Annotated in this window: 7 protein-coding genes; 2 read left to right on the forward strand and 5 right to left on the reverse strand. The window is 56.3% G+C overall.

The genetic code is table 11. The annotated features are described in order from the left end of the window. Positions 1–31: 31 nt before the first annotated feature. From IEY52_RS07065 to IEY52_RS07075, 3 genes are all read right to left on the reverse strand, one after another. The gene (locus tag IEY52_RS07065; RefSeq protein ID WP_189001775.1) at positions 32–2,500 is read right to left on the reverse strand and encodes a UvrD-helicase domain-containing protein; all 2,469 of its coding nucleotides are present in this window, start codon (positions 2,498–2,500) and stop codon (positions 32–34) included. Positions 2,501–2,664: 164 nt separating this feature from the next. Further along, a complete protein-coding gene (locus tag IEY52_RS07070; protein WP_189001777.1) occupies positions 2,665–3,087 on the reverse strand; it encodes a hypothetical protein in 423 nt (140 codons plus the stop codon). Positions 3,088–3,216: 129 nt separating this feature from the next. Further along, positions 3,217–3,642 carry a MarR family winged helix-turn-helix transcriptional regulator gene (locus tag IEY52_RS07075; protein ID WP_189001780.1) on the reverse strand — a complete coding sequence of 142 codons (426 nt, stop codon included), beginning with the start codon at positions 3,640–3,642 and terminating at the stop codon, positions 3,217–3,219. Between the two features lie 314 nt (positions 3,643–3,956). Here IEY52_RS07075 and IEY52_RS07080 point away from each other — a divergent pair, with 314 nt between their 5' ends. Further along, the gene (locus IEY52_RS07080; protein ID WP_189001782.1) at positions 3,957–6,539 is read left to right on the forward strand and encodes a PAS domain S-box protein; all 2,583 of its coding nucleotides are present in this window, start codon (positions 3,957–3,959) and stop codon (positions 6,537–6,539) included. A gap of 18 nt (positions 6,540–6,557) precedes the next feature. Here the strand turns inward: IEY52_RS07080 and IEY52_RS07085 are convergent, their stop codons facing one another. Continuing rightward, positions 6,558–8,159, reverse strand: a complete 1,602-nt coding sequence (locus IEY52_RS07085) for a hypothetical protein (RefSeq protein ID WP_189001784.1) — start codon at positions 8,157–8,159, stop codon at positions 6,558–6,560. Positions 8,160–8,471: 312 nt separating this feature from the next. Then, on the reverse strand, positions 8,472–11,648 hold the full coding sequence (locus IEY52_RS07090; protein WP_189001786.1) for a bifunctional diguanylate cyclase/phosphodiesterase: 3,177 nt from the start codon (positions 11,646–11,648) through the stop codon (positions 8,472–8,474). 446 nt (positions 11,649–12,094) lie between these two features. Here IEY52_RS07090 and IEY52_RS07095 point away from each other — a divergent pair, with 446 nt between their 5' ends. Beyond that, positions 12,095–14,242 carry a glycoside hydrolase family 44 protein gene (locus tag IEY52_RS07095; protein WP_189001788.1) on the forward strand — a complete coding sequence of 716 codons (2,148 nt, stop codon included), beginning with the start codon at positions 12,095–12,097 and terminating at the stop codon, positions 14,240–14,242. The last annotated feature ends 50 nt before the right edge of the window (positions 14,243–14,292 follow it).

The following is a 14,292-nucleotide window of genomic DNA, read 5'->3' on the forward strand; positions in this document are numbered from 1 at the left end:
CCTTTGGGGGTGCTTCTTTCTGGGGTGGTTTTCAGGCCTTGATGCCCCGAACCAGATAAAGTTCTTTTCTGGACCGGGTGAGGGCCACATACCAGAGGTTTTTCTCCTGTTGCTGTTCCCAGTCCAGCAGGGAAGGGTCTTTCACGTTGAATTCCTCATGGGCCAGCACAAAAACCCGTTCTGCTTCCAGCCCTTTGGCCTGATGTGCGGTGCAGAGCATGATCCCTCTGGGATCCGGGGTGAGCTGGTGTTTCAAAAATTCCAGGAAATCCTCGGGTTGCAGAAAATCCCTGGACTGGTACAGGCCATGCAAGGCCCGCAGCTGCAGGTAGTCCTCGCCACTGGTCTTGCTGGCCGAAAGCCGGGTCAGGTGGCTGGAAAGCTCATCCCCATAAGGCAAACCGCTGCGTTGCCTGTGCTGGGCAATGTTCTGTGCGGCGGTCATCAGGTTGTCGATGGCGTTCAGCAGGGTGTCTCCGCCGCTGTCCTCCCTGCTGCCTTCACCCTGCAGGGGGTCCTGGGTGCCGCGGTTTTGCAGGAAATTGATTTTGCGGCCATTCCTGACCAGCTGGTACAGGGCCTGCCGGACGGTGGCCTTTGTGCGCCCGAACATCAAATCTCCCGGTCCAGCATGGCTGGGGAGGTGGTGCCAGGGAATTTCCTGCACGGTGCCCACTTTTGCTCCCGGAGCTGCCTGAACCAGGGGCATCAGGGTGCGGGCTTTTTCCAGATGGCTGCTGGGACAGCGGTAGCACACCGAGAGAGACAACTCGGTGGGGGAGAGTTGCCGGATGTTGTTCACGCTGTTGTGGTCTGCACCCCGAAATCCCATGATGGCCTGGGCAACATCCCCCACAAAGAGCAGCCGACCTGCGGCCTTGACCGAGCGCTGCACCATTTCCAGTTGCATCTGGGTGAGGTCCTGGCATTCATCAATGAGCACAAAATCATAAGGCTGGATGGAGAGGTCCAGGTGCACGGGCAGCCAGCACTGGTCATCAAAATCCACTTTTTGGGTTTTCTGCACCTGCTGCAACCCCCATTCCATCACCTCCACCAGAATGGGATGCAGGTCCTGCACGGTTTTGAAGTCAATGCGGTACTGCTCGGCAATGCGGCTGACCTCCAGCAGGTTGCGAAAATCCAGCAGGTAACTCTTGCACAGAGACAGCAGTTTCAACAGGGTTTTGCGGTCCTGCTCGAAGTTGCCAGCATAACGGGCTTTCAGGGAGCGGGTCAGGTAACCCCCGTAACGTTTCCAGGTGCCCTCGCTGGAGATTCCCTCAAAGTGGCGGCGCAGCACACTGAGGCCAAAACTGTTGAGGGTTTTCACTTCCAGTTGATCCAGCCCCCTTTGCTGGGCTTTTTCCTGCAATTCCTGCTGGATGGTTTTGTTGAAGGCCAGCATCAGGACGCTGGCCTGGGGGTTTTGCTGCAGCACCTCCTGGGCCACTGTCAGCAAGGTGGTGCTCTTGCCTGATCCGGCCACTGCCAGCACCAGACCATGCCCCTTACCTTCCCGCACAAACTGGTAAATGGCCTGCTGGTGCTCCGAAGGTTCAGGATCAGGGATGAAGGATTTGACGCTGTTTTTGATTTGTCTGGACCCCTGAATGCCCTGCTGGTAACGCTCACGGTATCCAGTTTCGCCCCACTGGTTGGCGGTCTGGCGGTCCCAGCGGGGATGGGCCGTCACCGGAGAGACCGCATGCAAACCCTCCAGATGTTCCAGGGTGATGTGTTCAATCACGTCTTGCAGGGTGCGGCAGCACCCTTCCGGGTCCCGAATCACCTGCTCTTCACTGAAACGCACCACCCCCCAGCCCAGATCCAGAAAATGCTGGTCGCGTGCAGCGTCAATGCTTTCCCACTGGCCCGTCACCTCGCTGAACTCCACATGGTGAATGGCAGTTCTGTTGCTGCTGTAGGGTTCATCCACCTCAATGCAGATGCGCAGTTCGAAGCGGGGATCAAAATACACAAAATCTGGCACGTACTCGAAGCCCTTGCTGTGTCCGGCCTTGCTGACCTGAAAGTGCCTGCCAATGCGGCTTTCAAAATGGTGTTGCAGGTGTTCCAGAAAATGGTCTTCGGCGAAACCCAGAGGCGCAAAACCCTCTCTCCCCACCTCTGGAACACTGGATTCCAGCAGGGTCAGGGTGCGTTTCCTGCGGTAATCCAGCAACGCCTCAGGGGTAAATTTGTGGTTTTCCTGCGTCTCAAATGCAGCTTTTCTTTCCTGATGTAGCTGTTTCTGGGTCTGATGGGCATCCAGCAGAGGTTGTCTGGCCTGCTGGATTTTCTGATCGGCCTGTGTTCCCCGTCCAAAAAGGCGCAGCAGGGCAACGGTGATCTGCAAAACAAAAGGCATGTTCCAGACAGGCAGCTCCGGTTCGGGTTCTGCAAAACGTTCCCGCTGGGGTTGACCAGAGAGGGCATCCTGCAGGGGTAAAGGAAGCAAGATCACCGGATATTGGGGCAAGGCAGGACGTTCCGTCATGAAAAGCACTCCACAGGTCAATTTATTGTTTACCAGTGTACCCTGAATCCTTTCTGGGACCGGGAGGGTGGTGCAGTCAGGTGCAAAGCAAAGGGTACCCTGAACCGAAAGACCACAAAAAGACACCACCAGCACATCGCTGGTGGTCTGGAACAACTGGAGACCTATTCAGGAAGAAAAAATTTCTCATCCCAGTGCAGCTGTTCTTCTGCAGGATGCAGCAACTGAAAGGCTTCCTGCAGCCCCAGAACATGGTGCAACTGGATGTCTTCCACCTCTTCAACAGGCAACTGTCTGGCTTGCTGCTGGAGGTTTTCGGGGACCATCACCACAATGGATTTCAGAAAATGGGCTTTCAGGGCAGGAAGGGTGTCCAGAATGAATTGCAGGGGCACCAGATGTGACATCTGCACAGTGCGGTTGTCGATCAGCAAATGAAAGCCCGGTCTGGCCTGGAGCAAAAGGTGGTCGGCCTGCTGCAGGATTTGCCGGGTGTCTTCGGGAAGCACCACCGGATCAAAGTGGGTGAGGGCCAGCACCTGATGTTGCACCAGCCATCCCACCTTAAACCGCAGTTGTGAATGCATCGGGGCACCTCCGGGAAGAACAGGCCTGAAGGATGGGCTTGTCTGGGGTCTGGTTCAGGGACATTTGATGGTTTCCTTTCCAGGATCCTGATTGCTAGGATCCTAATTGTTTATGCAAAAAATAGCAACTTAAGCGGGACCACTGTCGCCCAGGTTCACGGTGATTCTTTGCAGCCAGTCTGCCAGCAAAGCACGCTCTGCAGCGGAAAAACCTTTCAGCATCACGTCTTCAAAATCGTGAACCAGATGGATCAGCTGGGAAAACAGGGTCTGGCCTTCATGGGTCAGTTGCACCTGTTTGCTTCGGCCATCCAGATTGCTGGGAATGCGAGAAAGCAGGCCACGCTCTTCCAGTTTATCCAGAATGCCAGTCAGGGTTGCAGAGGTGATGCCATTGCGCTGTTGCAACTCTTGCTGGTCCATCAGGTGGGAGGGATACAGGTGTCCCATCACCTCGAACTGCGAGGTGGTGAGGTCATGCTGCTTGAGCCTTTCATCGAAAGACTTGCGCATGAACAGGTAGGCACGTTTGAGGTAAAAGACGGGTTTGGACACAGGAGGATCCTCTGATTGCTAGCTTCCTAAGCATATGTTGGAGGAGGGCAGCTGTCAATGGTCAAAAGCATGGGCAACCCTGGTCCAGCCAGAACAGGCCCGTTTGCCTGCAGGGTTTCATGCTGGGACCAAAGCAGGAATCAGATGGAGGCTGCTCTCCCTCATCGACAAGCAAAGGTCAGAGGTGCTGTTCTGGATTGTGGAGGTCATCCAGCGGTTGCGGTGAAGGCGCAGCCTGACTTTGCGGCAAAGCAGCCACTGAGGGGGTACAATCAGGTCATTCCCTGCTGGAAGAGGGTTTTTGAGGAGCTGGCTTGAATTCTGATTTGATGCAAAATCATCCCCTGCAAGGCTTCACCCTGGCTGGAGGGCACCTGATTGAGGTGCTCTCCGAACCAGCCTGGATCAGCAATGCAAGCCATGCACTGCTGTCCTGCAATGGGCCTTTCAGAGACATGTTTGGTCCAGATCAGGTTTCCTTGCAGGACATGATGCCCCCAGAACAGCATCCTCTGTTGCCCCTGAACGGCGGGCAGCCTGTTTCTTTTGCTGCCCGTCTGGGACAGCAGTTCGGCCAGCTGTTTTTGCTTCCCCTTCAGGCAGGAGATCCAGGCTGGATGGGGTTTTTCCGGGCAGAGGGTCAGGCCTCTAAACGTTTGAAAAAAGCTTTTGAGCTGATGTCTGCATCCCAGGACCGGGGGCAAATGCTGGACTGCATGCTGCAGGTGTTTCCTCTGGCAAAGGGTTGCGTGCTGTTTGGGTCAGAGGATGTTGTGATCATTGCAGGTGAGGTGAATGGACCTGTGCAGAAGCCAGACCTGCAGACCTCAGGGCAGGATGTTGTGCAGGTTTTCCCCCTGACCGCCGGAGAAACCCTGGTGTGCTGCCCCCTGCCAGATGGAGTGCTGGGTCTGGTCTGCCCTGTCCCTGCTGCATGGTCTGACACCGAAAAGCTTTTGCTGCACAGTGTGGGTTGCTTGCTGACCCAGAACCTGGAACGCCTGAAATGGCGCGACGATCAGGAAACCACCATCGCCCGCCTGCAGGCCATTCTGGACAATGCTCCGGTGGGCATCGGCCTGCGCAACACCGACCTGAAAATCGAACTGGTGAACCGCAAGGCCGCAGAGTACAACCAGCACCCCGAAACGGCCCACCAGAACCGCTCCATGAACGAACTGTTCCCCGGAGCCTTCGAAAAAGTAGAAAACTACATGAAGCAGGTTCTGGACAGTGGAATCCCCATTCTGGACCTGGAACTGACCGATCAGGATTTGCCGGGGTTCCGCAAAGGCCACCACTGGCAACTCAATTACTTCCCGGTGAAATCCACAGATGGACGCACGCTGGGGGTGGGCAGCATCATTCAGGACATCACCCGGCGCAAAATTTCAGAGCTGGCTTTGCGGGAGAGCCAGCACTTTCTGCAGCGCATGGCAGACACCGTGCCCACCCTGATTTACATTTATGACATCGGGCAAAGGAAAAACATTTATTTCAACCGGGAACTGCAGAACATCCTGGGGTACACCCCTGAAGAGATGCAAAACCTGGACCAGAGCTCTGCCTCTGCAATGATCCACCCGGATGAATTGCAGGTGACCGTGCAGCACTACCAGAAACTCTGGACCCTGCAAATGGGCGAAGTGCTGACCCGCGAATACCGCATGCGGCACAAAAACGGTTCCTGGCGCTGGCTGTTCACCCGAGAAGCCATCTTTTCACGGGATGAGCAGGGCAATCCCACACAGTTTCTGGGCGGAGCCATCGACATCACCGAATGGAAGGAAGCCCAGCAGACCATTCAGGAAAGCGAAAGCCGCTTTCAGGTGGTGGCAGACCGCGCCCCGGTGATGATCTGGATGGCCGACCCGGAAGGCAACGCTGTGTTTCACAACCTGGGCTGGACCCAGTTCACCGGACGCCCACCAGAAGAGGACCTGGGCTCCGGATGGCTGGACCTGATGCACCCCGAGGACCGAAAAATCCTGATGGACACCTTCCTGGCCCCGGAACGCCTGCATCAGCCTTTTGAAACCGAGTACCGCCTGAAACGCCATGACGGACAGTACCGCTGGGTGGTGGACCGGGGTGCACCCCGCTTCACACCAGAAGGCAAGTTTGTGGGTTTCATTGGGGCCTGCATTGACATCCATGACCGCAAAATGGCTGAAACCGTATTGCAGGACAGCGAACAGAAGCTGCGGGAACTCTCTGAATCCCAGAAACGCTTTGTGGCGGATGCCGCCCACGAACTCAGAACCCCCCTCACCAGCATTCAGGGCAACCTGGATCTGTTTGTGCGCTTCCCGGACATCCCGGAAACCGACCGCAAAGAGATCCTGCGCGATGTGCAGCGGGAAGCCACCCGTCTGGGCCGACTGGTTCACGACATGCTGCAACTCGCCCGTGGAGACAGTGGCGCACAGATGCGGGAAGATGAAGTGGATGTTTCTGGAGTGGTCCAGGAGGCCTTCCGGGACCTGGAACGGGTCAGAAAAAGCCACCGCATGGTGCTGGGAGAAATTCAGGAGGTGCTGTTGCTGGGAGATGCAGACCGCCTGAAGCAACTCACCCTGATCCTGCTGGAAAATGCCCTCAAATACACCCCGGCAGGCGGAGAGGTCGGTTTGAAGCTGACCTTGCAGGACCAGGAAGCAGAGCTGAAGGTCTGGGACACCGGTGTGGGCATCTCTGAGGAAGATGCCGTGAGGGTTTTTGAACGCTTTTACCGGGTGGACAGGGCCCGCCAGAGGGGAGAGGACCCGGGAGGCACCGGGCTGGGCCTCCCCATTGCCAAATGGATTGCAGAAGGTCACGGAGGCAAGATCTGGCTGGAAAGCGAGCTGGGGAAAGGGACCACTGCAATTGTGAGGTTGCCTGTTCGGGTGGAGTGAACAACAAGGCAAGCTTTCTCAGCTGTTTTTGTTCTCCCGATCCTTGCGCAATTTGTGTTTTTCCCAGACCTCTTTTCCCAGCTGTACGTTTTCCAGGTGCAGCAGGGTTTGCTGGGTGTCTGCCAGCAGGGCTTCAAGCTCTTTTTGATCTGGTTGATCGGTGGCCAGAAGTTCCTCAAGGATCAAGACCCTTTCCTGTAAACGCAAAGTCAGTTGCTCCTGACGGTGTTCATTGGGCTCAGGCCGTTTGTGGAGCTGTTGTCCCATCAGCCACCAGAACGGAATGGCTTGATTCACCACATCCAGGCCCTGGCGGTGCTGTCCCAGCAAACGGTACAATTTTGCAACCTCAAGGCTGGAATCGGTGATGATGCGTCCATCTGACCCGGGCAGGTCACGAAAAGTTGTCTGGGTCAGGTGTTTCAGGTGAATGTCCAGGGCTTTTTGAAAGTCCTGTTTCCTGGCTGATTCACTGGGCTGCTTGCAGCCACGCTCCATATAGAGAGGAGCCAGATCCAGGTCACGTGTTTCCTCTTTTTCATAAAGTTCAATGGCCTCATTGAGCAAAGTCATTTCGAAATGGGGATCTCCAGACCATGACTCCAGCATTGGAAATTTTGCATCCCTCAAAATTTCATAGAGGGTGCTGTAAATGTGTGTGCGATCAAAAAATTGCAGAAAGCGCTCTCCATATTCCCGTTGCCTGGGAGAGTTCGTCTGGATCAAATGGAGCAGCACTGTCCAATGCAGGTTCTGCAGCATCTCCTTGTGGTTTTTTGAGCCAATCTTCTTGAGATGCAATGCCAGGCCTGTTTCTTGTTGGAGTGTCTCAAATTGTTTGAGCAGATCAAGTTCAGAGAGAACAGGGGCGAAAAGTCGAAAAAAGAACAGCACTTCTTTCAATACATAATTGGATTCAGTTACAGCTATGTTGTGATGATGGAAAGTATAATCCATCACTTCATTAAAAAAGTCCATAAAGTCTTTTAAAGGCCTGATATGAGATCCCCGGTGCAGAACATTCCTCAGATCCGCAAGCATTCTGCTCCAAGCCCAATCTGGGTCTTTGGCACGACCCAACTTGACGAGGGTCTGGTGAATTTGCAAAAACTCCCAGAGAACACTTTTTGTTTCTTCGGGATTGAGTTGAAACAAGTACTGATCCTGCCAGCGCAGGTCCACCAATGCATGCACAAGGGGTTTATAAAATTCCTGTTTGCCTTGTTCCACCAGTTCCCAGTGCAGTTTCATGATTTTAAGGCGGGTTCTGAAGTTTTCCAGAGGTTCACGATGGTGGAGCAACTCAGCCAGATGTACCAGCCTGAACATCCGGACCATCGGTGACTGTTCTTCCTCCAGTTGGCGCTGATACCGGGCCACCAGAGCAGTCTCCCTCAACGTCCGAACAATGTTCCACCTCACGCCATCTCTGCCTGTTTCTGGCAGCAGACGGTCTGCCCGGTCTGCCTCGCCAGAAGGCAGGTCATGAAGGTGGACCTTTCGCCTCATTGTGTCTCCCATGATGCCTTGCAGGGTCAGAAACGCAGATTCTTGCAGCCACAGCACGGGTTTTAAAAATTCTCTGTGTGCTGTGTTCCATCCAAAATGGAAGGCCAGCACCAGGAAAAGTTCTTCCAGCGCCCCTTCGTATTGGAATTCAAACAGCAGGTGAGGCCGTTGCCCCTCCACCAACAAACCAGGAACCAGGGTGTCCACATTCACCCGTTCGGGCATCCCCAGGGCCACATCGGGATGGGTGGTGATGGCCTCGATCTGCGCCTCTGTCTGGTACAGGCAGAGCATCAGGGTGGGCTGCTGAAAAGCCTCCAGAAACAATTTTGAGTTTTTTGCAATCCATTCAGGGTTCAAATCAGGACTCATCATTTCAAAGCCCATCATAAACCTGAAGGGTGTTGTAGCCGGTTTTCTGGTTCAATCCTCAGACTTTGACACGGCAAACTTCTCCACAAATGCTGCGAAATCTGGAACCGGCATGGGGCGGGCAAAGTAATACCCCTGCACGAAATCGCAGCGTTTCTCTTTCAGCCATTCGGCCTGCTCCAGGGTTTCCACCCCTTCGGCAATCACGGTTTTGCCCAGTTTGTGGCTCATGGCGATGATGGCGTCCACGATGGCGGCCTCGCTGGTCTGGTGGATGCCCTGAATGAACGAGCGGTCAATTTTGATGTAACCCGCATTGAAACGGGTCAGGTAATTGAGGCTGGAATACCCTGTTCCGAAATCGTCCAGGGCAATGCGAATCCCTGCGTCCTGCAACTGTTTGATCTGGGCCACGATCTCGTTTTTTTCCTGCACGAAGACGCTCTCGGTGATCTCCACGATGATGCGCTCTGGAGGCACATTGGAAGAAGCGATGTACCCCAGCAGGCGGTCCATGGTTTTGGGGTCCATGAACTGTTTGGCAGAGATGTTCACGGAGACCTGCACAGGAAGCAGACCGGCCATGTCCCAGAGCTGGATTTGCTGGGTCACGGTCCTGAACACCCAGTCTCCCAGCAGGTGAATCAGGTCGCTCTCCTCGGCAATGGGAATGAACAGGGCTGGGCTGACAAAGCCTTTTTCGGGGTGTTTCCAGCGCAGCAGGGCCTCTGCCTTGACCACTTTTCCTGTTCCCAGGTCCACAATGGGCTGGTAGTACATCTGCAATTCGTTGCGCCGGATGGCAAAACTCAGGTCGTTGTGGATGCGGCGTTTCTCGAAAGCGCTGTCTTGCATGGAACGCTTGAAGAAGCGGTAGCGGTTTTTGCCTTCGCTTTTGGCGCTGTACATGGCCTGATCTGCGCTGACCATCAATTTGTTGGGATCGTCTGCGTCTTCCGGGAACACCGTGATGCCAATGCTGGCACTCAGGGTCACCTGTTCTGTGCCCAGACGGTAGGGGTGACGCAGGATGCTGAGGATGCGTTCGGCCACCAGGGTGGCAGAAGGTGCAGGTTCTTCAAGCTGGGTCAGCAGGATCACGAATTCATCGCCTGAAAGCCGGGCCATGATGTCTGAGGCCCGGATGCACATGCGCAACCTGTTGGACACCTCGATCAGGATGTGATCGCCCATCGGGTGCCCGTACATGTCGTTGATTTCCTTGAAGCGGTCCAGGTCGATGACCAGCAGGGCGCAGCTCTTGTTGGTCCTGGAAGCCGTCTTGAGTTCCTGGGACAGCAGTTCATAAAACAGGCGGCGGTTGGGCAGGTCGGTGAGGGCGTCGTAGTTGGCCTGGTGGCGGATCAGGCTCTCGGTGGCTTTCTGGGTGGTGATGTCCCAGGCGGTCCCCAGCATGCGCACCACCCCATCCGAAGAGGGCAGGATGCGGGCATGCAGGCGCAGGGTGCGGTTCTGGCCGTCACTGGTGCTCACCCGGGGCTCTGCCCGGAAGATGTCATGGCCCAGCCGGGGGTTTTCGGCAAGGTTGCGGAAAGCCTCTGCCAGCGAGGTGGCATCATCGGGGTGCACATGGTGCTCGATCAGGGTGTAGATGTCGATGCTGTGGGGAAATTTTTGCACCGACAGCTGAAACAGTTCGGCCATGCGGCGGTCCAGGGTCATGTTCATGCTCTGGGCGTCCCACTCCCAGATGCCGATGCCCCCGGCTTCGGTGGCGATCAGCAGCCGGTTGGAGAGGGTTTCCAGTTGTGCCCGGGCCATTTTGTTCTCGGTGATGTCCTGCAGGGTGCCGTAGATCAGGGTCACCTGACCTTCGCGGTTTTCGGCCAGACGGCCCCGCAGGTGCATCCAGCCTTTGCGGCCATGTTTGCCCTGGTATTCCAGGTCCAGGGCAAAGCCCTCTCTGGCCTGGACGGCCTCTCCGGCGACCCTTTGCAATTCCTGCCAGCTGGTCGGGGTGAACAGCTCATGCACCTGATCGGCATTGGGCAGCACATCATCCTCCCGGAAGCCCCACAGGCGGCGCAAATCCTCGCTCCACTCCATGTTGCGGGTGATGAGGTCCCAGCGCCAGCGGCCAATCTGGGCGATGTCCTGGGCTTCTTTGAACCCTGCCTCCACCAGTTTTTCGCGGGTGACATCCCAGGTGGTGCCGATCACCCGGATGGGCTGACCGCTGCTGTTGCGTTCCAGACTGGCAAAACAGCGCAGGTAACGCACCATGCCGGTGGGAAGCAGCACCCTCAGTTCGATGTCCTGCTCAACAGAGCCCATCAGCACCCGGTAAGTGAAGCCCACAGCTGCGGCCATGTCTTCAGGGTGCAGCAGTTTCTCCCAGCCTTCCAGTTTGCCAGAGAATTCTTCAGCTGTGGTTCCGTACAGCTCCAGCATGCGGTCGTCCCACAACAGGGTGTCAGAGCGGATGTCCCATTCCCAGATGCCCACCCCCCCGGCTTTGAGGGCCAGGGACAGGCGGCTTTCCAGTTGTTCCATTTGTTGCTGGGAATGCAAATGCTGGGTGATGTCCTCGAAACGCAACAGGTAACCCATGGGTTCCTGCAGTGCAGACAGGGTGATGCGGGCGAGGCGTTCCTGCTCGGGATCTGGCAGGGTGACATCCACTGCCACAGCATTTCTGGGCTGCATTTCTTCCCACCTGATGTTCAGGGTGTCCTGCCAGATCTGGGGATCGTAAGGGGCCAGCTTGGTGTTGCTGGTGAGGTCATGAAAGCTGTTGCCTGCCCACAGGAGAGTTCCCTGTGCATCCAGCAAAGCAAATCCCTGAGAGGGATGGTCAAAGGCGGCGTGCAGCAGGGTTTCGGGGAGGGCCTGGGTTTGTTGCGGAAAGGCCTCCACCACAATGGTGGTGTTTTTGCCCTTGCCCAGGGTGGTGAAATGAAAGGTCTGCAACACCACCTGCCCATCTGGCAATGTCACGGTCATGCGGGCAGACACCGGCCACTGGGTCTTGCTGCTGGGGTCCTTGACCTGCAAGAGCCCTTCCACTTTCCACCAGGGACAGGCCCAGAAGGACAGGCCCAGCACATCCAGGCGGGAGGTCTGCAAATCCCGCAACACGCTGTCACTGGTTTCCACAATGTCCCCGTGGTGGTCCAGCACCATCACCCAGTGCCTGAGACCCCCGACCAGGGCCTGGTACAGGTGGTCATTTCTGGAGAGGGGTGGTCTGGGTCTGAAGGGTTTCACGGAAAGTCCTCCACCATCTTCGGAAGTTTTGCGCGGCAGGTTTGTGGCGGGACCTGTGTGGATGTGCCGGAGCGATGCCCAATTGTAAAAAGATCTTCATGACATGAATCTGAATGGATCTGGCAGGGGCAGGTGTTGTCAGAAAAACAGGTGCTGGGTCAGCAGCGTGAAGCAGGGATGTTCTCAGCATACCCCGAAAACCCGGCTTGCAGCACCCCCCTGGAAAAGCCTGAAGCTTAAAACAGATCTGCTGTACCAGATGCTTTTTCCTCTGTTTGCGGTGTTGAGTGATTTTGCGGGGAACCACCAGCCATCACAGGAATTTGCCCCTGAAACTGGTAATCTACGTACAGTTCTGGTAACAAATCTCGCAATGCAGGTGCCTCCAGTTGTTCTGGAATTCAGCTGCACGACCGATGTTTACCCCCCTGCCAGAGGAGGACCCCATGCACCTGAAGCGGCTCACCCTGACCATCCCCCTGACCCTGAGCCTTGTGGCCTGCAACACCGGCACCCTGACCCGCACTTCTGTACCGTCAGAGGTGATGCCTGCGGCCCTCACCAACCAGAGCACGGTTTTTGCGGACAGTCTGACTGCGGGTTACCAGAACTGGTCCTGGAGCACCACCGCAGATTTTGCGGCCACCACTCCGGTGCAGGCCGGAACCCGCGCCATGAAAGTGACGTTTACCGCAGCCTGGGCAGGCCTGTATTTGCACACCGATGCCCCCATTGATGGCAGCAAAGTGGACACCCTGCGTTTTTATGTGCACGGAGGCACCACCGGAAACCAGGCCGTGCGGGTGGTGCTGGAAGCCGGAGGCAGCCTGCTCAGCCAATCTTTCTCCTTGACTGCCAAACCCAACGTCTGGACCCTGGTGGAAATTCCCCTCAGCAATCTGGGCAAGCCCAGCAGCATCTCTGGCATCGCCATTCAGGACACCCTGGGCAAAGCACAACCTGCTTTTTTCCTGGATGAGGTGATGTTCTACCAGAAAGGCACCACACCCCCTCCTGTGGCCCTCAGCCTTTATGTGGACGCGGCACTGGCCCGCAAACCCATCAGCCCCAACATTTATGGGATCAGCTTTGCTGGAGAAACCCTGGCCAGAGACCTGAAACTCCCGGTGCGCCGCTGGGGTGGGAACCGCACCAGCCGATTCAATTACAAGGTGGATGCAGACACCACCGCCAACGACTGGTACTTTGAAGGCTACCCGGTGGCCAACAGCAACCCCGGCATTCTGCCCAGAGGGAATGCTGTGGATCTGTTCATCCAGCAGGACAAACGCACGGCAACCTCCAGCCTGATCACTGTTCCGATGGTGGGTTATGTCACCAGAGACCGCAATATCACCTGCGGATTCAGCGTCAGCAAATACGGAGCGCAGCAGGCCGTGGACCCCTGGCACACCGACTGTGGCAACGGCATCAAGCCAGACGGCAGTTTCATCACCGGAAACAACCCGCTGGACACCAGTGTGGCCTCCAACTCGGCATTTGTGCAGGGCTGGATCACTTACTTGACCCAGACGTTTGGAAAAGCCGGTGCTGGAGGGGTCAAGTACTACAACCTCGACAACGAGCCCAATCTGTGGAACAGTACCCACCGGGATGTGCACCCCCAGCCCACCAGTTACGATGAACTGCTGAACAAGACCATCGATTACGGCAGCAAAATCAAGGCTGTGGATCCTGCTGCCCAGCTTCTCGGGCCTGCCGAGTGGGGCTGGAGCAACTATTTCTATTCGGCCAGGGACGCAGCAGCAGGTGGAGACTGGTGGAACACCCGCCCTGACCGTAAAGCCCACGGGGACATGGAACTGGTGGCCTGGTACCTGCAGCAGCTCAAGGCGTACGAGACCACCAACGGCAAACGCCTGCTGGATTACCTGGATTTGCACTATTACCCCCAGAGCGGGGTGTACAACAACGACATTTCTGCTGCCACCCGCTACAAACGCCTGCGCAGCACCCGCAGCCTGTGGGATCCCACCTACCTGGATGAAAGCTGGATTGCCGACAAGGTCAACCTGATCCCCCGCATGAAAGCCTGGGTGAACACTTACTATCCAGGCACCAAACTGGCCATCGGAGAATACAATTTTGGTGCGCCAGACGACATCAACGGAGCCCTTACAGAGGCAGATGCACTGGGCATCTTTGCGCGTGAAGGCATGGACATGGCCGTGCTGTGGGGAACCACCTTCCTGGGCGAGGGGCAGGCAGGCTACGACCCGGACCGCACCCCCATCACCTACGCCCTGCGCATGTACCGCAACTACGACGGACTGGGAAGTGCTTTTGGGGACACCTATGTGCACTCCGCCAGCACCGATCAGGCCAAGCTGTCCATTTACGCTGCAGAGCGGGCTTCGGACAGAGCCATCACCATCATGATGGTCAACAAGCAGGAAACCGTTGCCAACATCACCCTGCAGACCAAAAACATCACTGCCACCAATGCGAAAGTGTTCCAGTACACTGCTGCAGCCCTGAAATCCATTGTGACCAAACCTGACCTGACCCTCAGTGCAGGGAAAGTCACCACTTCACTGCCTGCATCCAGCATCACCTTGCTGGTGATCAAGTAAGCTCAACCAAAACCAGAAAAGAGGAGCACCCTGCTGGTGCTCCTCTTTTT

This window comes from Deinococcus roseus, assembly GCF_014646895.1.
GTDB classification, from domain to species: Bacteria; Deinococcota; Deinococci; order Deinococcales; family Deinococcaceae; genus Deinococcus_C; species Deinococcus_C roseus.

Excerpts from the sequence above, each read along its gene's own strand:
- IEY52_RS07065 (WP_189001775.1), bottom strand. The coding sequence starts at position 2,500 with ATGACGGAACGTCCTGCCTTGCCCCAATATCCGGTGATCTTGCTTCCT.
- IEY52_RS07095 (WP_189001788.1), top strand. The coding sequence starts at position 12,095 with ATGCACCTGAAGCGGCTCACCCTGACCATCCCCCTGACCCTGAGCCTT.
- IEY52_RS07070 (WP_189001777.1), bottom strand. The coding sequence starts at position 3,087 with ATGCATTCACAACTGCGGTTTAAGGTGGGATGGCTGGTGCAACATCAG.